We start from the raw sequence: 19,763 nt of genomic DNA, 5'->3' as shown, positions 1-19,763 counted from the left end.
CAGGCAGCGTAAATCGTGCTCAAACGCGCGCCGACACCGCATGACACGACTGGGTCACTTTGATCGGGCGTTTCGTCAGCGGCCTATCCCTACAAGAACCGGCAATATTCCGCCACCTCATCAGGTGGCCTTCGCGTGTTGTTATCGTTCATTTAGATTTCATTTGACAGCTATATCCTAAATAGAGTTAGATCGCAATCTAAATTGTATGGATCGCTCAAGAAGAGAACGCAAAATGAAACGCAAACATGTCCTGACTTTGGTAGGTCTCGTGGCAGCGGCCGGAGCGGCCGGTGTCTTTTTCCTGGTTTTCGAACCCACCAAGCGTGAGGCACTGGCTGCGGATCCAAGGACTGCAACTCCATTTGTAAGAGTGGCAGAGGCGGCGACCACTGGATTGGCTGAGCGCTCTTTCACAGGCACGGTCGCCTCTCGGGTTCAGAGTAACCTGGGATTTCGAGTGCCTGGCAAGATCGTTGAGCGAATGGTCGATGTCGGTCAGCAAGTCAGGCAGGGCCAGGCGCTGATGCGCATTGACGAGACCGATCTTCAACTCGCGCTAACCGCCAAGCGCAATACAGTCACGGCGGCACGGGCCGTTCTGGTACAGGCGCAAGCAGACGAGAAACGTTATGCGGCGCTGGTGAAAAATGGCCTTGCAGCCACTCCGCAGCGTTATGAACAGGCAAAAGCAGCGCTCGACACAGCCATGGCTCAGCTCGCTGCAGCAGAAGCCGACGCCCAAGTGGCCGAAAACGGAACTGCATATACGGTTCTTGTTGCAGACTCTGATGGAACGGTCGTCCAAACGCTCGGAGATCCGGGACAAGTCGTGTCAGCAGGCCAGACGGTCGTTCAACTGGCACAGGCAGGGCCGCGCGAGGCTGTTGTTTGGTTGCCTGAAACCTTACGACCGCGCGAAGGCTCCGAAGCGCAGGCCAGTGTCTATGGAGGCAGGGGGGTCACCGGGAAGGCTAAGCTGCGACAGATTTCCGATTCGGCTGATCCGCAAACCCGGACTTACGAAGCGCGCTATATTCTCCAAGGCGATGCGGCGTCAGCCCCGCTTGGCTCGACGGTGACGATCCGAATACTGGACGCTGATCGGCAATCGGAGGTCGCCGTACCAGTCGGCGCCATCCTGGACGACGGTAGCCGGACAGGCGTGTGGGTTGTCGACAGCGGAACCTCAACCGTGAAATTTACTCCTGTAAAGGTTAAGCAGATTGGCGAGGAGACGGCATTTGTCACGGGAATTGAAATTGGTGAGCAGGTTGTCGCTCTGGGCGCGCATCTTCTAAACGACGGGGCGGGCGTCAGGATTGCCGCGCAGCCAGAGGCGACAAAATAATGAGCTTCAACCTTTCAGCCATCGCCGTTCGCGAACGCGCTATCACGTTATTCTTCATCGTTCTTCTGGCTGCCGCAGGGGCTTATGCCTTCGTGAAGCTTGGACGCGCCGAAGATCCTTCCTTCACCATCAAGACCCTGACCGTCACCTCGGTCTGGCCAGGTGCGACCGCGCGCGAAATGCAGGATCTTGTTGCAGAGCCGCTCGAGAAGCGCATTCAGGAGCTCACATGGTACGACCGTGTGGAAACGACGACACGGCCGGGTTACGCCTATCTTACGGTGACGCTCAAGGATAATACGCCGGCGAGCGCGGTTGCAGAAGAGTTCTATCAGGCGCGCAAAAAGCTTGGTGACGAAGCCCGAAATCTTCCGCCCGGGGTTATCGGGCCTTTCGTCAACGATGAATATTCGGATGTGAGCTTCGGTCTCTATGCCCTGAAGGCGAAGGGGATGCCAATGCGCGACCTCGTCCGGCAGGCGGAGATTATCCGTCAGGATCTGCTTCATGTTCCCGGCGTCAAGAAAATCAACATCGTCGGCGAGCGCCCCGAGCAGATCTTCGTCGAATTTTCCTATGCCAAATTGGCAACGCTCGGGATATCGGCTCTGGATATTGCCTCGGCTTTGCAAAGACAGAACACGGTCACCCCGGCTGGCTCGATCGATACCCGTGGCCCCCAAGTCTTCATCCGCTTCGACGGTGCCTATAACAGCGTGCAGGCTATTGCCGATACGCCGATCGTGGCAGCCGGCCGGACGTTGAAGCTCTCCGATCTGGCCGATGTGCGGCGCGGCTATCAGGATCCCGCGACCTATGTCATCCGTCACGAGGGCGAGCCGACAATCATGTTGGGTGCCGTGATGCAGGCCGGATGGAATGGACTTGATCTCGGCAAGGCGCTCGAAGCCCGGTCCGCCGCGATCGCGGAGACACTGCCGCTTGGGATGACACTCACGAAGGTGAGCGACCAGGCCGTCAACATCGACGAGGCAGTCGGCGAGTTCATGCTCAAGTTTGCAATGGCACTGGGCGTGGTGCTGTTCGTCAGCCTGGTCGCACTCGGCTGGCGCGTCGGCATTGTCGTGGCGCTGGCGGTTCCGCTGACACTTGCCGTCGTCTTCCTCATCATGCTGGAAACTGGGCGCTTCTTCGACCGTATCACGCTCGGCACTTTGATCCTTGCACTGGGACTTCTGGTTGACGACGCCATCATCGCCATCGAAGTGATGGTCGTGAAGATGGAAGAAGGCATGGACCGCATCAAAGCGGCCGCCTATGCCTGGAGCCATACCGCTGCTCCTATGTTATCTGGCACCCTCGTGACCATCATCGGACTGATGCCAGTCGGCTTCGCAAGATCGACGGCAGGTGAATATGCCGGTAACATCTTCTGGGTCGTCGGTTTTGCCCTGATCGTTTCCTGGATCGTCGCGGTGACTTTTACGCCATATCTTGGTGTGAAAATGCTGCCTGATATCAAGCCGGTCGAGGGCGGTCATCATGCCATCTATGATACGCCGAACTACCGTCGCCTGCGCTCCATCATCGAATTCGCTGTTCGACATAAATTCATGGTGTGTGCCGTGGTCGGCATCACGATGGCCGTCTCGGTGGTCGGTATGGGGAGCGTAAAGCAGCAGTTCTTCCCGACATCGGACCGCCCCGAGGTGCTCGTCGAGGTGCGCATGCCCGAGGGTACGAGCATCGAATCCACGACAGCAGCGGTTGAAAAGGTCGAAGGCTGGCTGAAGACGCAACCGGAAGTGAAAATCGTCACCAGCTATGTGGGGCAGGGCGCACCGCGCTTCTTCTTTGCAATGGCGCCAGAGTTGCCCGACCCCGCTTTTGCCAAGGTCGTCGTGCTCACGCCCGATGCCCATGCACGCGAAGAACTCAAGCACCGCCTTCGTGCCGCCATATCGGAGGGTCTTGTTCCCGAAGCCTCTGTGCGCGTGACCCAACTCGTCTTCGGTCCTTATACACCGTTCCCCGTCGAGTTCCGGATCATGGGACCGGATCAGAATGAGCTTTACAGGATTTCCGAGCAGGCTCTGGCGATCATGAAGACCGTTCCCAATGTCCGCCAGGCGAACCGTGATTGGGGCAACCGAACTCCTGTCCTGCGATTTATACCAGATCAGGAACGGCTCAATCTGATTGGTCTCTCGCCGTCCGAGGCAGCTCAACAAATGCAGATGCTCCTCAGCGGCATCCCGGTCACCCAGGTGCGCGACAACATCCGCAACGTACCCGTCGTCGCACGCAGCGCCGGCGAAAACCGCCTCGACCCATCACGCCTTGCCGACTTCTCTCTGATGAGCAGGGATGGCCGTCAGGTTCCGCTTGATCAACTCGGACACTCTGAGATCCGGTTCGAAGAGCCGATCCTGAAGCGTCGCGATCGGACACCGGTGATCACGATCAGGTCCGATATCAACGAGGCGACGCAGCCCCCGGAAGTTTCGCAGCAGGTCTTGAAGGCGCTGCAGCCACTGATCGCATCGCTTCCCGTCGGATACCGCATCGAAATGGGCGGCAATATCGAGGAATCCCTCAAGGCCAACGTCGCCTTGGTTCAGGTCTTCCCGCTTATGATCGCGGCCATGCTGATCGTCATCATCCTTCAGGTGCGCAGCCTCTCGACGATGACAATGGTCATGTTGACAGCACCGCTTGGGCTTGCCGGCGTGGTTCCGACCCTGCTCCTGTTCAATCAACCCTTCGGCTTTAACGCCATTCTCGGGTTGATAGGACTGGCGGGTATCCTGATGCGCAACACGTTGATCCTGACAGAGCAGATCAAGGAAAACCAGGCCGCCGGTCTCGATGACTATCATGCGGTCATCGAGGCGACCGTGCAGCGCACACGCCCCGTCATCCTGACCGCGATGGCGGCCATCCTCGCATTCATACCTCTGACCCATTCGGTGTTTTGGGGATCGATGGCATACACCCTGATTGGCGGAACGGCGGCAGGCACTGCGATGATCCTGCTCTTCCTTCCGGCGCTCTACGCCGTGTGGTTCCGGATCAAGCCACCGAGAGCACATGGAAACGAGGAGGCGGTCGAACCCCGGGCGCAGCCGTTGGCACTGGCCGCCGAGTAGAGCACTTTGCGTGCAAGAATCTTTCTGGTTGATCAGGGGCTATTTCCCATGCCCACCGGTAAGCGTCAGGAAGCGGAGCTTCGGCGACATGGAAATTGATTTGGGTCTCATGCGCGAACGCATCCTCGATGTGGCGGAACAACACTTTCGCCGCATCGGTTACCAAAAGACGTCGATGGCCGACATTGCGGCCTGCCTCCGAATGAGCAGCGCAAACATCTATCGCTATTTCCCCTCAAGGGCTGAGATAGACGCTGCGATCTGTGGCCGCTTCATCGAGCGGACGACCCGGTCGGCGGATGCAGTCGCACGGCAAAAGGCACCGGCTCATGAGAAGATCGAGGGTCTTTTAAAGCTGCTCCATGAGGAGAGACAAAAGACCTTCATTCAAGAAAAGCGGGTCTATGATCTGATTGTCGCCGCAACGATGGAAAACTGGCCAGTTATTCGCGCTCATAACGACCGCTTGACAACGATCATCGCGGAAATCATCCAGGAAGGGGCTGAAGGAGGTACGTTCTTTGTCGATGATGCAGCGACCGCTGCCAGGAGTGCTATGAACGCGTTCATGCCCTTCTACCATCCGGTTTTTGTGGCGAACAAGGTTCGAAACACTGAGGAGACGGGACAGCTCCATGAGGAACAAATCTGCTTTATCCTGAAAGCACTAGGCTGGAGTGACCAGCGTATCTGCTTGTCCGTCTTGCCGCCCCAGATGCGCAGGAAGACGTCTTTACCCGCCACCTGAATAGGATCCGCAGGTTACCGTTTTTAAAAACCTCCGGCGTCTCTCGGCATCATCGCGGCGCTCTATTCGGTACATCGCTCCGCCGCCAAACATGCGGTCGAGGTCTATTCGGAATCGGTTGATCAAAAGTCCGGGCCTTCAACGTCCGCGTGTTCATCATCGAGCCAGCATACATCCGCACCGGCTTCGATCGGACCGGCATGGAGGCCGACCTGCAGAAGGCTAAGTTATCGCGCGCGGCATTGCTCTGGATGTCACCTCCAAGGCAGACTGCAGTACCATTGATAAGGTCGATTTATCGCCACCCCCCTGCGAGGAACCTCTTCCGCAGCCGATGACATTGTGCGGAAAACAGTCTTTTCCGCGCAATGTGGTAGCGCAATATGAGCGACAGAACGAATGCCAACCCCCGTGGCGGATTAATCTGTTATCGAGCCCGTCATGGCCCGATTGTTGGCGATCATCGCCGCACGATTAAACGGCACCGAACCGTCTACCATGGACTGCATGATTGCATCGCGCTTCGATGGTGCGAGACCTTCTTGCGCAGCCCCGAGTGCCGCTTTTAGATCTTCGGCAGACAGTTCCGTGCAATAGGCAGGCGTTCCCGGCTGCAGCCGCCAGGATTCGGTGAGAGTGCCAGCATCAACGGTATCAAAGCCGGTTTCGCTGACCAGACCGGATACCACAGCCTTTGCGACAGGATCGTCGCCGGCGATCGGGATGGCGATACGGTCGGGCGTTTCCGCCTCCGAACCGGCCTCGTCCAATGTTTGCGCGAGAAGCGCATTCCACGCCTTGACAAGTGGGCGGCCGATTTGCTCGCTGCTCCACAGGGTTTCCGGCTTGCCGTTGTCCACCTCGGCAATCGCCTGATCTCTGGCCGGGTAATAATTGGAGGTGTCAACAACAATGGTGCTGGCGGGAACATCTGCCAACAGCGCCGCGAGCTCCGGCATCTTGGCGTAGGGGACGGACAGAATGATCACATCCGCGTCTCTAACTGCATCTTCCTTCGTTGCAGCGATCACGTCTGTGCCCTGTACGATGTCCTGCAGGCTTTCGGGTCCTCGGGAATTGGCGAGTTTGACCACGTGACCGGCGCTCGCCAGTTTCCTCGCAAGCGATGCGCCGATATTGCCGGCGCCGATGATGCCAATGTTCATAATAATGTCCTTTCGTTGAGGGCGGGTAGAAAGCCTTGGATGCGCATCCGGCAGTGACACGACGATCAACCCCGTACTGGGCCGGCGCACCCCAAATGGTCGCGAAGGGTCGTGCCTTCATAGTCACGATGAAACAGCTCGCGTTCCTGCAGGATCGGGATCACGCCATCGACGAAGGCATCGATCCCGTCGTCATAGACATCGGGTGAGACCCAGAATCCATCCACAGCGTCGGCCTCGAACCATTCCTGCATGTGATCGGCCGCCTCGACAGCCGGGCCAGCGATCACCGGATGATAGTCGATGACGCCATGTGCAAGTATGTCCTGCAGACTCCAACCCTCGCGAGCGATTTTCAGCGCATTTTCCGAGCGGGTATCCATCGGCGAGGCGCGCGCGGCGGCAAGCTGCGCTGCCGACAAGGGCGCGTCGAGGCGAGCAGGATCGAGTTGCACACCAATCATCTGCTGGAGATATGCCACCCGCTGTGGAACCGTCCGCCCGGTCAATACGATGCGCCGGTCGAGCCCGATACGTAGCCATTTTCCAAATGCAGGCCGATGATCATGTGTGACGCCACGCCTCGAACTCCTTGTCCAAAATCCGACATCCGCACTGTTCTCGCCGGCCGAACATGGATATATGGGGACTATCCCCGCTTTGCAGATAAATACGGGGAGTGTCCCCGTTATTCAAGGGCGTAAGGAAAACAATGGCTGAGTTATCGATAGACCGGCGAACGCGCAAAGACGCGCAGCATAACCGAACGCAGATTCTCGATGTTGCGCGTCAGGCCTTTTCCAGTGACGGCGTTGAGGTCTCGATGGACGCCATAGCCCGGCAGTCTGGACTGGGTTCTGCAACTCTTTATCGGCATTTCCCCAACAAGGATGCTCTGTTGGCCGCACTCCTTGATGAGCATTACGAGGACATGCTGCAGAAAAAGACGGTTATCGAAGCGGAGGAAAGCGATGCTGGTCGCGCACTGGAACGATGGATCGACGCCTTGGGCGACTGGATGTTGGTTTATGATGGCCTGTCAGAGCCGCTGAGGGCGGCGTGGTCCCGTTCAAATTCACCGCTGAAACCCACCTGCCAGAATGTAATCGACGCGACGGATATATTTCTTCGGGCCGCCCAGGGCGCAGGGTTGGCCCAGCCGGCTTTGAGCGGCAGACATATCTTTCTCGGCGCCCTGGCGGTCGCATGGGCGGGTGGCACAGGTTTGGAGGATCATGGTACGCGAGCCGTCCTCCGTGACATGTTTAAAAACGGATGGGGGATTGCCTCTTGAGGATATACAACCGCCAGATTCTTCCGCGGAATGACATGGTCTAGGGACTAATGATGAAAACCAGATCGTTTTGGATATGGCTATCGGCCCTCGCAATACCGGTTTTCACCCTGGTTGGGGCTCAGGTGGATACCAACTATGAACCTTCAATCGGCGGTGGAGGCTACGATCTCGGTCCGTTTTTGTATTCCTGGCTGTTGGTCATTGTAACGGTTGTTTGGTCGCTGTGCGCATTCGCAGCCGCCATATTTTATCGAGACCGGGCATCATCAAAGCGAGCCATCTGGTTAACAGCCATTGGGATCATCACTCTCGCTGCGATCCTGCTTTTCTATCGAGGGAACCTCTCCTAAGCGATTGTCGCCCGAATTGGCGGTTTATTGAAATCCTTCCTCAATTCGTCCTTTGCCCGATCGAGCGTCGCCAGTCATTAGCCAGCACGATCGATGCCGTACCTGAAACTTATGCGGTTGATCGACCGCGATACGGAAGGTTAATGGAACTCTCGTGAGCGGCCAATCAGAATCGCGTTTGCAATGACATCAAGCAGGTATTCTGCTCGTGGCTTGAAGGAGTCTTGGTCGCCAATCCAACCAAGCGCACCGATAAGAGCGAACAGGTCGCTTCCCTCCATGTCGGCGCGCGCAGTTCCTTCGGCTTGAGCGCTTTTTAGAAGCCGCTCGCCTGCCTTGCGCAAGTTATCGCATGAGGCGTGAAGTGCCGAGCCAGGGTTGGCCAGCGCTGTCGCCATCATCGTCACCACGCCGCTATAGACCTGCACAAATCCAACCGCATTGCGAAGCCAATACAACAACGCGTTCCCTGGCGAAGTTGAAAGTTCTAACTCACCCGCCTTTACCGTCAGCCCTTCGAGACCCTTTTGCAGCAGGGCATCGAGCAGCGCTTCACGTGTCGGAAAGTGACGCAACAGTGTTACGTGGCTCACCTCTGCCCTGCGCGCGATGTCGCGCAACGATGCGTTAGCGCCATGTTCCGTGACGACGTCCCGAGCAACGGTCAGCAGGTGATTATAATTTTCTTTCGCGTCGGCACGCATTGGTCATCCTTAACAAACGTACCAGCGGTACACTTATATGTACCAGTGGTCCGTTAGCCTTAGCGTGCTCGCCATATCAAGCACAAGAAGGAATGATCGTTTTGCGCTACAAACTCTTTGGCAAGCATACGGGACTGCGGGTGTCAGAACTCCAGGCGAATTCGCCCGCAGCTCCACCGCTGTACTCTGATACCCCGCCGTAATCGTAAGCTTGGCGCCAAGGGGGTGGGGGTGCCGCCTTTTTCCTAGTTTTGCGACGTCGCAGAATGAGACAGACCGTGTCAAAACCTGCAGATAGCCACTGATTTATGGAGCATGAAAACAGAACACGATTTCAGGGCCATTTCATCCAGATTGTCGATGAAGCCGCTGGTGAGAAATCCGGCGGAGTTAAAAAGTTTTTGCATTTGCTGATTGGATAGGTTCGTTGATGCGAAAAGCTTGGCTTTTCACATATCTCGTAAATATGCTTTCGCAACCGGGCAACACGTGCTTGCTGCCGAGGAAATTTGCTAATGGTCGCCATGACCCTCGCATTTCTCCTGGAGCGCAGGCCATGGCTATGCGGCGACCATCTGCATTGCCGCCACCTTGTCGAACATGCGCTCGAGATTGAGGAAGCAGATCATACCGTCGGGCTGTGCTATGATCCCGTCGGCATAGTGCATGCCTGGCGATATGCTGATCTCGGGCACCGGTTGGAGCAGGCTTTCAGAGATCGTCAGGATGTCCGAGACCCGGTCGACGACGAGACCCATCGCCATGCCGTGAACTTCGGCCACGACGATGGCGCTGCGCTCGTTCGGTTTCGTACTTTTCATGCCCAGCTTGTTGGCGAGATCGATGATCGGGATCACCGTGCCACGCAGGTTCATCACGCCGATGACATCGGCCGGCGCATGCGGGATTGGGGTTGCCGGCCCCCATCCGCGAATCTCGCGGATGGTTGTCGTGCGCACGCAGAACTCCTGATCGTGCAGGCGGAAGGCGATGATCTCAAGCGTATCGCCGCTGCCGATTGTCTTGGAATGGGGGGTGCTCATCAGAATTCCTCCCAGCTTTCCTTGACAGCGGCATTGCCGGAAAACGCCTTGGCAACCTTGCCGGCCAATTTCCTGACCGGTGAGGCGACAGGACGATGGCTGGCGCCTGCCGCCATGACGGAGGCCGTCTGGCGTAGCGCGCCGCCGAGTTGGAACTGGCCGATCAGATCGCGCAGGCGCTCGGCTTCACCGGACAGCGTTGCGCTCGCCGCGTTGCTCTCCTCGACCATGGCCGCGTTCTGCTGGGTCACCTGGTCCATCTGGTTGACGGCGGTGTTGACCTCCGCCAGGCCGACCGACTGTTCCTTCGCCGATGTCGCGATGGAGTCCATGTGCTGGTTGACGGTAACGATGTAGCCTTCGATGGTCTTCAGCGCTTCGCCGGTGTCGCTCACCAGCTTGACGCCGCTCTGGACCTCCTGAGACGAATTGCGGATCAGTTCCTTGATCTCCTTGGCAGCCTTGGCGGAGCGCTGGGCAAGCTCCCGCACCTCTTGGGCGACCACTGCAAAGCCTTTGCCTGCGTCGCCGGCCCTCGCTGCCTCGACGCCTGCGTTCAATGCCAGCAGGTTGGTCTGGAAGGCGATCTCGTCGATGACGCCGATGATGTTGGAGATTTCGTTCGAGGACTGTTCGATCTTCTGCATCGCATCGACGGCATTGGCGACGACCTTGCCGGACTGGGCAGCGCTTTCATTGGCCAGCAATGCGACCTTGCGGGCCTCGTCGGCACGTTTGGAGGAATTGGTGACATTGACGGTGATCTGGTCGAGAGCGGCGGCGGTTTCTTCCAGCGACGCGGCCTGCTGTTCGGTGCGCTTGGAGAGATCCTCGGTACTCTGGCTGATCTCGCGGGTGCCGTTGTCGATCTGTGTGCTGGCCTGCGCCACAGCGCGCAGCGTTTCGGCAAGTTGTTCGACCGCGTCGTTCAGATCATGACGCAACGCCTCGAAATCCGGTGCGAAGGCTTCGCTGAGCTGGAAGCCGAGATCTCCGGCGGCGAGACGGCGTAGACCCGTTGCCAGACCCGACGTCGCTTCCTGAAGGCGCTTTTGCGCAGCAGCCTCTGCTTCGGCCGTCAGGCGAACCCGGTCGGTCTCCACCTGAAGGCGTGCAGCTTCTGCTTCCGTTTGGAGGTGTTTGTTGCTGATCGCTGCTTGGCGGAACACTTCGACGGCTCCGGCCATATCTCCGATCTCGTCTTTCCGGCCCGTATAGGCAAGATCTATATCGGTATGACCTTCTGCGAGCTTCCGCATGGCCTGCGTCATGATGCGGATTGGTCCGCCGACGCTTTTGATCAGGATAAATGCCGAGAGGACAAGGACAAGCACGACTGCAAGGCCAATGGCGAGCGCCACCGTGTTTGCCTGCGCGACCGTCGCGTCGAGGGTCTGTCTCGCCGCAGTCGTAAACTTTGTTGCGTTTGTCTTCGACTGGCTGATGGCGGCAATGACGTCATTAGCAATTTTGTCTCTGACTGAGCCGGGGACGACTGCCAGAGCGTTCGTCATTTCTTCCATTGACAGGCTGGCGCCAGCGTTCTTTTGAAATGCGGTGTTGACAGAATCCGTTCGCTTTTCGACAATATCTTGCAGATCTTTCAAGCCGTTCCTGATCTGAACGAGAACATCCGGTATCACGGCGATCGCAATCGGCTGTTCGAGACCGGTCATTCCGCTTTCAGTACTCGATCTGGCTTCCAGAAGGGCGGTGTTTGCCTCTTCTGGCGTTGTGGCAAGTTTGAGGCCCCGACCCGCAAATTGTATCCGCGACAGAGCCAGCTCCGCGTTCATGACGCCGACCAGAATCGTCTGCTCACGCTCAACGACTTTGGTGGCCTCGGAGACTTGCCCGCTGCTAATCTGCTGACTGACGATCATGCCCGCAATCAGCAGGATGCCGATCCCCGATGTTACAATTAACTTGGTTCTGACCTTGGCATCCTGGAATAGTGACATGATATCCTCTAATGGTGACGTGCGTTCTTGTAATCTGCTGGATTGATTTCCGTAGTCGCATTTTCGTCTTGAGATCCAGCCGGGTGCACGCTCATCTATAAGCCTAACCACATGCCGAGCCGCCGCAGACGATGTCGACGAATTTTTACAACGGCGATCGGTGCAATTTTGGGTTTGGGTTTGGTATGAACACGGGCGCTTTGCTCTTGCTAGGTGATCCTCTTGCGAGGGGCCGATGATACGGGCCGCTAAGCAAAATCATTCTGCCGAGGCTGGGAAACACGGAGGCATTTCCGTGTTGTAGGTACAGTCGGTAAGCGGTCGTTTTTGAATGACTTCAAATAGCCATGTTCACGAGACGTTTTTCTTCTCGATCACGGCATCGGCGACATACGGGGAATCCATCATATGGGCATGCATGAGGCCAAGTCTGGCTTCAAGCTTGCTCATGATATCCAGTAGGCCAAGATCGTTAACGAGCTTCGCTTATCATTGGCCTGAGTATCAAGGACGCGCTCTGGAAATTTGAGAGATACGATGTTGCTCATAGCGCTGACCTTTGAATGGATCGCTCCCGGTGGACAGGTTTAAGACATTGTGTCCGACGTCACATCATGTTCGCCGCAATTCACAGCTTTAGTATTTCATACCAGTGGTTTAATTTAGATAATCATGGCTTACCGACAAAGCTCCAATCTACTTCTTAAACGTGTAAAAACGGTCATTTTGGGAGAGAATTGGCGGGGCCGGCAAAAAACTGATCGAAAATCGTTCAAGTTTTATGCCATAAGTTAAACGCATTGGAAGGATGGGACGGCATGCCGACGACGAGCCTTTTGGGGTGCTATTTGACCGAGCCGACGAATGGCGACGGCTTGGATGGTCTCCACCGCATTTCGGGCATTTCCTCGCGGCATTTCCTGAAGCTGGTAGAAGATCGGGGCCAGATCGGTTTCTGGTCATTGGATTTTGAAACCGGTCACATCACCGGTTCTGTGGGGTTGTACCGGGTATTGGGACTCCTGCCGTCAACCACACTAGACTTCACCGCCCTGGTAAACATGATGCACCCTGGCGATCGGATTTTCAACGCCGACATGCTGGCGGTCATCCAGTCCGGGCAAGCGATCGAAAGAGAGTTCAGAATTATCCGTCACGATAAAACCTTGCGCTGGATCCAGAACAAGGCGGAGGTTCTGGTTGACGCACAGGGCGTCCCGACACGCGCACTCGGGCTGATGGTAGATGTCACCCAAAAACATGAGGCGCGGACAACAGTCGAGGAAGGGTGGCAAAGCTATCAAGGCCTCATATCGGCGATTGCCGCAGTCAAATGGCGTATGCTGCCAAATGGCAAAATCACATCCTTGCTCAATTGGGAAAAACTCTCCGGGCAGACTTTGGCAGAGGCCGATAACTGGGGATGGCTGCAGGCGATCCACCCGGATGAGCGCGAAGCAGCCCGCTCACTCTGGGCAAAGTGCGCGGTGGCCAACCGCCCTTATGCCATCGATCTTCGCATCCGATGTGTGAGCGGGAACTATCAGCGGTATCTGGTGCGCGGTGCCCCGCTCTACAATTTGGATGGAACCGTGCGCGAGTGGATTGGCGTTCTCATCGAAACTGCCGCCCTTTCTTCAGCTGAGGCCAATCTGCTTCTCGGCGATGTCGGGGCATTGGACGTCGCTCACATCCGCGCGGCACGGGCGCTATTAGACTGGAGCATAGAGGATTTGGCAGTGAAAGCCGAGATTTCCATCTCCACAATCCGGCGCCTGGAACGTGGCACCGGCAATAAGACGAGGCTTCATCACATGGAAGCAATCCGGAAGGCCCTGGAGCAAGGTGGTGTACGCTTCGGACATGGCCTGAATGCTGAAAGGACCATCAGTTTAGCCAAGGGGATGTTGTAGATACGCGAGCGTATACTATCACTGCCATTCCCGCCCCTTTTATCCGAATTGTGTCGATTTCAGAAGACAGCTTCAGTCAGTTTGACTGCGATGGCAAGGTGCAGTCTGTCGCGTTCCGGATGCCGGAGGAAAAGAAGGTCAAGGGTAAAGGTGGAACCTCGGCCAGTGATACTTCCGCAGACGCGCTTAATGACTCCGTCATCGAATCGCCGAAGCCGCGTCCCGACGTCACGCAGAAAGGGCAGGACATGATCGGTGATTTCCGCACGGATGCGCTGCACGAGGCGCTCGGCCGTGCGCCAATTGAGGATGACACGCTGATGTCGCTCCTCATTCTCGCCTTCGCAGGTCTCAATGTCCGCGTCGATTCCGGTGCCAGCGACGATGGATTCGGTTCAAAACGGTTCAAGCGCCACGCGGCCCAGCTTATCCGTGAGGACGGCAGACTCGCCTTCGACACCGACACGCTACGCGTAGCTGCCCGCTCGATGCTGATCGACGTGCTCTCATGCCGACGCGGAATGTCGAACAGCGGTGTGGTCTCGCGCATCGCAGGCAAGGCGATAGGCGCAGATGGCTTTTTGCCCAACATGGGATTGGAAGACTTCCTGTTGTGCCTGTCGCGACAGGCGCTTGAAACGGCTGCGAAGGACGCCAACGTGCTTCCTCGCCAGAAGGTGCGCGAGACCCGCGCAGCTCTGGTCGATCATTTCAGACAAGAGCGCTTTGTCCATTCAGCCGCGCTTTTTACGCCAGACCGCCAAGATATCACCGATCTCATCAAGCACGGTGAGATAGGGCCGAATGCTTTGCAGCATCCGCCGTGAGCCCATTGGCGCAATGCGCACTTCGCGATGCCTTCTTCACATACATAGAAGTAGAGAATCCGTCAGCCGCCATTCTGGTCGACAAGCGGATCGTTGCTGCCGTCCGCCAGTTGATAGATTTCCCGCGAGCGGTCGCGTTGGCAGAATTGCCGGCACCCGCGACCGGTCATTAACAGCACGCCATACGTCGCGGCATATGCAGTTACCGAAACAGCGGTTCGTATTCTTCGCGTCTCCATGGCTCGCAGGAATGGTCAAACACTTTGCCAACGCGCTAGGCTTTGTTCTCGATGCTGAGTCTCAAGGGGTCCCTGGTTCGAACTTGGTTCAAGGCAATGATGTGGACTTCCTATGGTCTGAGCCGCTGGTGCATCCGCTTTTAGGTTAATCGAACCTCTTTATGTGGTCGATCAAATGGATTTGAATTCAATTACTACGATCCTGCAGCCGGTTCCAGGAATGCATCCTGTTTGCCATCTGCACCGCAATGGGATGAAACGGTACCGGTTTCATGTCTGTCACCGGAAGCGGCATCTGGTCATCGGTGCGCCGGCCAGCCGCCCAGCGGCCGATCTCCTGGCCAAGGGACATTGAGAGTGCCACGCCGCGTCCGGAATAGACCCCACCGAAGACAACGCCCGGCGCCAGTCGATAAAGGCGCGGTCGACGATCGGGGACAACAGCAAACGTGCCGTGCCAGTACTCCTTCATTTCAGGCTTACCACCGAAGGCCTTGAAAGCCTTCTCGAGCATGGCCGCAACCTTGGTCCGCCCGCGATCGGCTTCGTTGAGCCAGAATGTGTGCGTTCCACCGCTGACCAGCCTGTTGTCGACGTCGTAGTGGAAATAGCGCAGATCATTGCGCATGTCGGATACGGCGGGATTGCCCACCAGCATCTGGCTGCGGAGCTCTTCGGGCAGGGGATTGGTAGCGGCCTGGAACACCTTGAAGGGGATGAGCGTCCGCTTCAGTCCCGGCCAGATATCGTTGGTCAGTGCGTTGGTAGCCAGCACGACCTGAGGCGCCGTTACGCTGCCCGACGCGGTATGCACCCGCCAGCCACCATCCACTTTTTCCATCCGCAGGGCGCGCGAGTTTTCGAAGATCGCCACGCCCTCGCTTTCGATCGCGCCGGCAAGGCCGACCGTCATGGCGAAAGGGTTGATGTGGCCGGAATTGTTGACCAGCCAGCCACCCAGATAGGGACTGCCGATGCGCGCCGTCGCTTCGTCCTGGTCCAGCCACGACACATCCGCGCCGAAAGCCTTCCACTCGTCGTGGAATTGCCGGGCACGCGCCAGGGTTTTTTCGGTGTGGGCCGGCTGGATCCAGCCCTGCTGCACCTGGTGCGCATCGATGTTGAACCGCTGCATGAGCCCGAAGGCCACGCCCGCCGCCTGGGCGACCATCCCGTTGTAGCGCTCGCCATATTGCTTCCCATAGGCCGCCTCGAACTCCGATGGCGAAGCCTTGGAATGGTGCGAGATGACGAGGCCATTGTTGCGCCCCGAGGCGGATGAGCCGATCTCGTTGCCTTCGAGCATGATGACATTCACGCCGCCGTCGCGGGCGCCGAGAGCCGATGCCATGCCTGTAAAGCCACCACCGACGACAAGGACGTCGGTCTTGAGATCACCCTTGAGGCTCGGAGCCGTCGTTCGCGTTTTAGCGGTCTTGCGCCAGAGATGCGGCGTCTTCCAGTCGACATCAAACATGGAGGGTCTCCTCCGTGGCGCCGCCGAGATAGAGGTCGCCAATATCGGAATGAGTTGCGAGTTTCTGCGCCGGCCCGTGCAGGCGAACGCGGCCGGTATTCAGCAGGTAGGCATAGTCGCCGCATTCCAGCGCAAGCTGTACGTTCTGCTCGACAAGCAGGATGGAGATGCCGGACTTTGAGAGATTCAGGATGATGTGGAAGATCTGCTGAATAATCTTCGGCGCCAGGCCAAGCGACGGCTCGTCAAGCATTAGAAGTTTGGGCTCGGCCATCAGGGCGCGGCCGATAGCAAGCATCTGCTGCTGGCCGCCAGACATGCGGCTCGCCATGCCGTTGCGGCGCTCCTTGAGGATCGGAAACAGCTCGAAGACCTCGTTTCTAAGTGCTTCGAAGCTTTTGCCGCCACGGCCTATATGCGCGGCCACCAGATTTTCTTCCACGGTCAGCCGCTGGAAGATCTGCCGGCCCTCGGGGCAGTGGGCAAGGCCCATGCGCACGACCTGTTCGGGCCGCGCCCCCGTAATCGCCTTGCCGTCGAACTCGATGGTTCCGGCCGTCGCTTTGGCAACGCCGGAAATCGAGTTCAGCAGCGTGGTCTTGCCGGCGCCGTTCGGCCCGAGGATGACGACAATCTCGCGTTCATCGACCTCGAGATTGACGCCTTCAAGAACGCTGACGCGTCCGTATCCCGAGTTGAGCCCGGCGATCTTGAGCAGCGGCCTTGATGTCGTCGATGTCATTGGCGGTTCCTAGATAGGCAAGTTGAACATCGGAGCTCGCCTGGACTTCGCCGGGCGTTCCCTGGAAAAGCAGTTTGCCATGATGCATCACCACGATGCGATCGCACAGGGCCATGACAAGATCCATGTCATGCTCGACGATGATCATGACGCGATTTTGCGACTTAAGCTCGGACAGTTTCGCCGTCAGCTCCGCCGTCTCGTGGTGGTTGAGCCCGGCAGCCGGTTCGTCGAGCAGCAGGACCTTCGGGTTGGTCACCAGAGCACGGGCGATTTCCAGCATTCGCTGACGTCCGTAGGGAAGGCTGCCGGCATAGGCGTGGGCGTAGCCCTGCAGGTTGAAGAAGGAAAGCAGCTCCATGCACGCATCTTGTCGCCTCGCCTCGCGCTTCTTAGCAAAGGGCGGCCAGATCACTTCTTTCCAGGTCTGCCCGACTTCCTGCGGATAGAAGCAGACTTCCAGATTTTCCAGAACGGTCATCTGGTCGAAGAGGCGAATGTTCTGGTAGGTGCGGGCTATGCCGGCATTGGCGATCTGGTATTTCTTCAGGCCGCTCAGCTTCCTGTCATCCAGGCTGATAGAGCCCGCCGACACCGTGTAGGATCCGGCAGTCATGTTGATCAGCGTCGACTTGCCGGCACCATTCGGGCCGATGATCCCGTGGATCAGGCCCGGTTCGAAGCGGGTGGAGACGGCATCGATCGCGACGTTGTTTCCGTATTGCTTGCGGAGATTGTCGAAGACGAGTGTCATTTTCCGAAGAGCCCCCGAATAAGTCGTTCAGGCCCGAAGCTGCGCGGCACGATGCCCGCCGGCCGCAGGATGATCAAAGCGATCATCAGAAGCCCTAGGAAGAGGATGCGCCATTCGGCGAATTCCCGGAGCACTTCCGGCAACAGAATGAGGATTGCCGCACCGGCAATGATGCCGAGAATATTGCCGATGCCGCCAATCACGATCATCAGCACGATGAGCACGGATTCCTGCAGCGAAAAGCTTTCGGGGCTGACGAAGCGCTGCGACGCGGCAAAGATGACGCCGGCGATCGAACCAATGGTAGCCGAGGTGGCAAAGGCGGCCAGCTTGGCATTAGTGGTGTTGATGCCGATGCCACGGGCCGCGTCCTGGTCTTCGCGGATGGCTGCCCAGGCCTTGCCGAGAATGGATTTCTCCATGCGCCAGACAATGGTCGCGACAATGAACACGGTCACCAGAAGCAGCCAGTAGAAATCGACGGGCCTGGCGATCTCGATGCCGAAGATCGATGCCTTGTCTAGGCGTGCGATCCCTTTCGGTCCGCCGGTGAGCCAGTCGACATTGTTGACGAGAATGCGGATGATTTCGCCAAAGCCGAGCGTGACGATGGCAAGGTAGTCGCCCCTGAGCTTCAGCACGGGAACGCCAAGCAGAATGCCGACCAGCATGCCAAGGAGGGCTGCGATAAGTACGATGAGCAGAAAGGGCAGGTGTATTCCCAGCTGCGCACTGGCAAGCAGGCCATAGGTATAGGCGCCGACGGCATAGAAGGCGACGAAGCCCAGGTCGAGCAATCCGGCATAGCCGATAACGATGTTCAGCCCGATCCCCAGGAGAATATAGATGAGCAGGCCGTTGACGACGCGGATGTAGTAGTTGCCGAGAAAGGGTGTGAGGGCAATGAGCGCAATCGCCACGATAAAGACGACGATCGGCACGAGCCTGCCTGTGCGTGGTATCGATTGCATGGTGGTGTCAGTGGAGGACATCAGAACTCCCTCTTATAGACCATGCTCTCTTCCGAGACCGGCGTTCCGAGAATGCCGGCCGGGCGGACGAGAAGGACGAGGATGAGAATGGTGAAGGAGAGGACATCACGATATTCCGTGCCGAGTATCCCGCCGGAGACGATGGGCAGCAGGGCAGTGCCCGCCACCTCGACAAAAGCGAGGATGAACGAACCCAGCATTGCACCAGGGATCGAGCCGATACCGCCGAGAATGGCTGCCGTGAAGGCCTTCAAGCCGATGACGGCGCCCATGGATGGCGACATGATGCCGTAATAGCTGGCATAAAGAATGCCGCCGGCTGCACCCAGAAGCGGGCCGGAAAAGAATACTAGCGAGATCGCCAGATTGACGTTGATCCCAAGCAGCTGTGCCGTCGGCCGGCTTTCGGAGACGGCGCGGACGATGATGCCGGCGCGGCTGCGATTGACCAGCATGTAGAGGCCGAACATCAGCACGAAGGCCGCGATGAGAATGCCGATCTGGACGAGCGTTACCGTGCCGCCGAGCACATCCAGGCGTGTTGCCGGAAAGAAGCTCGGGAAGCCAACTGGCTGCGGGCCGGCCAGGATCTGGATGCCGGTCACCAGCGACAGCGAGACGCCCAGCGAGGAGAGCATCGGGGCGAGCCGCGTCGAATTGCGCAGCGGCTTGTAGGCGATCCGTTCGATGCCGACACCGACGAGGCCGACGGCAATGACGGCGCCGAAGAAGATGGCCGTCAGCGCAAAGGCTCCGGCCCCGCCGATATCGCCGATGAATATGGAAAGCCCGAGAAAGGCGGCGTAAGCGCCCAGCATGAACATCTCGCCATGGGCGAAGTTGATCATGCGCAGGACGCCGTAGACCATCGTGTAGCCCAGGGCGATCAGCGCGTAGATGGAGCCGATCGTCAGGGCATTGACGGTTTGTTGAATGATTGTACCCAGCATCGCAATCCCGTCAGCAGGCGCCGGTGATCTGGGGATCGACGGCGTATGGCGAGGTAAGAATACGCAGTCGCGCCCACGGGTATGACCTGTGGCTGGCTGCGCGATGAAGATCCGGCCGGGGTCTCCGGCCGGATGCGAC

16 protein-coding genes and 1 pseudogene are annotated in these 19,763 nt (G+C 57.9%); 7 read left to right on the top strand and 10 right to left on the bottom strand.

Annotated elements, in window-relative coordinates; translation table 11 throughout:
- Window positions 1-235 precede the first annotated feature (235 nt).
- From EPK99_RS03050 to EPK99_RS03040, 3 genes are all read left to right on the top strand, one after another.
- Window positions 236-1,351: an efflux RND transporter periplasmic adaptor subunit gene (locus EPK99_RS03050; protein WP_128441130.1), complete on the top strand. Its 1,116-nt coding sequence runs from the start codon at window positions 236-238 to the stop codon at window positions 1,349-1,351.
- Window positions 1,351-4,461, top strand: a complete 3,111-nt coding sequence (locus EPK99_RS03045; RefSeq protein WP_128441129.1) for an efflux RND transporter permease subunit — start codon at window positions 1,351-1,353, stop codon at window positions 4,459-4,461. The genes EPK99_RS03050 and EPK99_RS03045 overlap by 1 nt, the downstream gene beginning before the upstream one ends.
- Window positions 4,462-4,549: 88 nt before the next feature.
- On the top strand, window positions 4,550-5,209 hold the full coding sequence (locus tag EPK99_RS03040) for a TetR/AcrR family transcriptional regulator (RefSeq protein ID WP_128441128.1): 660 nt from the start codon (window positions 4,550-4,552) through the stop codon (window positions 5,207-5,209).
- A gap of 419 nt (window positions 5,210-5,628) precedes the next feature.
- Here the strand turns inward: EPK99_RS03040 and EPK99_RS03035 are convergent, their stop codons facing one another.
- Window positions 5,629-6,375 (bottom strand): NADPH-dependent F420 reductase, encoded by a 747-nt coding sequence (locus tag EPK99_RS03035; RefSeq protein ID WP_128441127.1) that lies wholly within the window; start codon window positions 6,373-6,375, stop codon window positions 5,629-5,631.
- Between the two features lie 65 nt (window positions 6,376-6,440).
- On the bottom strand, window positions 6,441-6,857 hold the full coding sequence (locus EPK99_RS03030) for an LLM class oxidoreductase (protein WP_205909040.1): 417 nt from the start codon (window positions 6,855-6,857) through the stop codon (window positions 6,441-6,443).
- A 230-nt stretch (window positions 6,858-7,087) separates the two neighbouring features.
- Between EPK99_RS03030 and EPK99_RS03025 the strand changes: the two genes are divergently transcribed.
- Both EPK99_RS03025 and EPK99_RS03020 read left to right on the top strand, forming a co-directional pair.
- Window positions 7,088-7,669 carry a TetR/AcrR family transcriptional regulator gene (locus EPK99_RS03025; RefSeq protein WP_128442141.1) on the top strand — a complete coding sequence of 194 codons (582 nt, stop codon included), beginning with the start codon at window positions 7,088-7,090 and terminating at the stop codon, window positions 7,667-7,669.
- A gap of 53 nt (window positions 7,670-7,722) precedes the next feature.
- Window positions 7,723-8,022: a hypothetical protein gene (locus EPK99_RS03020; protein WP_128441126.1), complete on the top strand. Its 300-nt coding sequence runs from the start codon at window positions 7,723-7,725 to the stop codon at window positions 8,020-8,022.
- Window positions 8,023-8,162: 140 nt separating this feature from the next.
- Here the strand turns inward: EPK99_RS03020 and EPK99_RS03015 are convergent, their stop codons facing one another.
- The 3 genes from EPK99_RS03015 to EPK99_RS03000 all read right to left on the bottom strand — a co-directional run bounded on the left by EPK99_RS03015 (window position 8,163) and on the right by EPK99_RS03000 (window position 11,730).
- Window positions 8,163-8,726 carry a TetR/AcrR family transcriptional regulator gene (locus tag EPK99_RS03015; protein ID WP_128441125.1) on the bottom strand — a complete coding sequence of 188 codons (564 nt, stop codon included), beginning with the start codon at window positions 8,724-8,726 and terminating at the stop codon, window positions 8,163-8,165.
- A gap of 560 nt (window positions 8,727-9,286) precedes the next feature.
- Window positions 9,287-9,769, bottom strand: a complete 483-nt coding sequence (locus EPK99_RS03005) for a chemotaxis protein CheW (protein ID WP_128441124.1) — start codon at window positions 9,767-9,769, stop codon at window positions 9,287-9,289.
- Entirely contained in the window at window positions 9,769-11,730 is a 1,962-nt protein-coding gene (locus EPK99_RS03000) for a methyl-accepting chemotaxis protein (protein ID WP_245455609.1), read from the bottom strand. The genes EPK99_RS03005 and EPK99_RS03000 overlap by 1 nt, the downstream gene beginning before the upstream one ends.
- A gap of 818 nt (window positions 11,731-12,548) precedes the next feature.
- On the opposite strand from EPK99_RS03000, the gene EPK99_RS02995 reads away from it, so the two are divergent.
- Window positions 12,549-13,643: a PAS domain-containing protein gene (locus EPK99_RS02995; protein ID WP_128441123.1), complete on the top strand. Its 1,095-nt coding sequence runs from the start codon at window positions 12,549-12,551 to the stop codon at window positions 13,641-13,643.
- An 83-nt stretch (window positions 13,644-13,726) separates the two neighbouring features.
- Window positions 13,727-14,440, top strand: a pseudogene (locus EPK99_RS02990) (plasmid partitioning protein); the annotation flags it as partial.
- A gap of 456 nt (window positions 14,441-14,896) precedes the next feature.
- Here the strand turns inward: EPK99_RS02990 and EPK99_RS02980 are convergent.
- From EPK99_RS02980 to EPK99_RS02960, 5 genes are read right to left on the bottom strand one after another with little or no spacing between them, the layout of a single operon-like run.
- Window positions 14,897-16,186 carry an NAD(P)/FAD-dependent oxidoreductase gene (locus EPK99_RS02980; protein WP_128441122.1) on the bottom strand — a complete coding sequence of 430 codons (1,290 nt, stop codon included), beginning with the start codon at window positions 16,184-16,186 and terminating at the stop codon, window positions 14,897-14,899.
- Entirely contained in the window at window positions 16,179-16,928 is a 750-nt protein-coding gene (locus EPK99_RS02975; protein ID WP_245455606.1) for an ABC transporter ATP-binding protein, read from the bottom strand. Before EPK99_RS02975 ends, EPK99_RS02980 begins: the two co-directional genes overlap by 8 nt.
- Window positions 16,852-17,682, bottom strand: coding sequence for an ABC transporter ATP-binding protein (locus tag EPK99_RS02970; protein WP_128441121.1), 831 nt, complete (start codon window positions 17,680-17,682; stop codon window positions 16,852-16,854). The genes EPK99_RS02975 and EPK99_RS02970 overlap by 77 nt, the downstream gene beginning before the upstream one ends.
- Window positions 17,679-18,674, bottom strand: coding sequence for an ABC transporter permease subunit (locus tag EPK99_RS02965; protein ID WP_128441120.1), 996 nt, complete (start codon window positions 18,672-18,674; stop codon window positions 17,679-17,681). The genes EPK99_RS02970 and EPK99_RS02965 overlap by 4 nt, the downstream gene beginning before the upstream one ends.
- Window positions 18,674-19,624, bottom strand: coding sequence for a branched-chain amino acid ABC transporter permease (locus tag EPK99_RS02960; RefSeq protein WP_128441119.1), 951 nt, complete (start codon window positions 19,622-19,624; stop codon window positions 18,674-18,676). Before EPK99_RS02960 ends, EPK99_RS02965 begins: the two co-directional genes overlap by 1 nt.
- Between the last annotated feature and the right edge of the window lie 139 nt (window positions 19,625-19,763).

The organism is Neorhizobium lilium, assembly GCF_004053875.1.
GTDB lineage: Bacteria > Pseudomonadota > Alphaproteobacteria > Rhizobiales > Rhizobiaceae > Neorhizobium > Neorhizobium lilii.
The sequence above is the reverse complement of the archived record's forward strand: the minus strand, read 5'-3'. Positions and strand labels throughout refer to the sequence as shown.

Coding starts and splice junctions, on each gene's coding strand:
- EPK99_RS03025 (WP_128442141.1), top strand. CDS start 7,088: ATGGCTGAGTTATCGATAGACCGGCGAACGCGCAAAGACGCGCAGCAT.
- EPK99_RS02980 (WP_128441122.1), bottom strand. CDS start 16,186: ATGTTTGATGTCGACTGGAAGACGCCGCATCTCTGGCGCAAGACCGCT.
- EPK99_RS03015 (WP_128441125.1), bottom strand. CDS start 8,726: ATGCGTGCCGACGCGAAAGAAAATTATAATCACCTGCTGACCGTTGCT.
- EPK99_RS03035 (WP_128441127.1), bottom strand. CDS start 6,375: ATGAACATTGGCATCATCGGCGCCGGCAATATCGGCGCATCGCTTGCG.
- EPK99_RS03045 (WP_128441129.1), top strand. CDS start 1,351: ATGAGCTTCAACCTTTCAGCCATCGCCGTTCGCGAACGCGCTATCACG.
- EPK99_RS03040 (WP_128441128.1), top strand. CDS start 4,550: ATGGAAATTGATTTGGGTCTCATGCGCGAACGCATCCTCGATGTGGCG.
- EPK99_RS03020 (WP_128441126.1), top strand. CDS start 7,723: ATGAAAACCAGATCGTTTTGGATATGGCTATCGGCCCTCGCAATACCG.
- EPK99_RS03000 (WP_245455609.1), bottom strand. CDS start 11,730: ATGTCACTATTCCAGGATGCCAAGGTCAGAACCAAGTTAATTGTAACA.
- EPK99_RS03050 (WP_128441130.1), top strand. CDS start 236: ATGAAACGCAAACATGTCCTGACTTTGGTAGGTCTCGTGGCAGCGGCC.
- EPK99_RS02975 (WP_245455606.1), bottom strand. CDS start 16,928: ATGACATCGACGACATCAAGGCCGCTGCTCAAGATCGCCGGGCTCAAC.
- EPK99_RS02970 (WP_128441121.1), bottom strand. CDS start 17,682: ATGACACTCGTCTTCGACAATCTCCGCAAGCAATACGGAAACAACGTC.
- EPK99_RS03005 (WP_128441124.1), bottom strand. CDS start 9,769: ATGAGCACCCCCCATTCCAAGACAATCGGCAGCGGCGATACGCTTGAG.
- EPK99_RS02960 (WP_128441119.1), bottom strand. CDS start 19,624: ATGCTGGGTACAATCATTCAACAAACCGTCAATGCCCTGACGATCGGC.
- EPK99_RS02965 (WP_128441120.1), bottom strand. CDS start 18,674: ATGTCCTCCACTGACACCACCATGCAATCGATACCACGCACAGGCAGG.
- EPK99_RS02995 (WP_128441123.1), top strand. CDS start 12,549: ATGCCGACGACGAGCCTTTTGGGGTGCTATTTGACCGAGCCGACGAAT.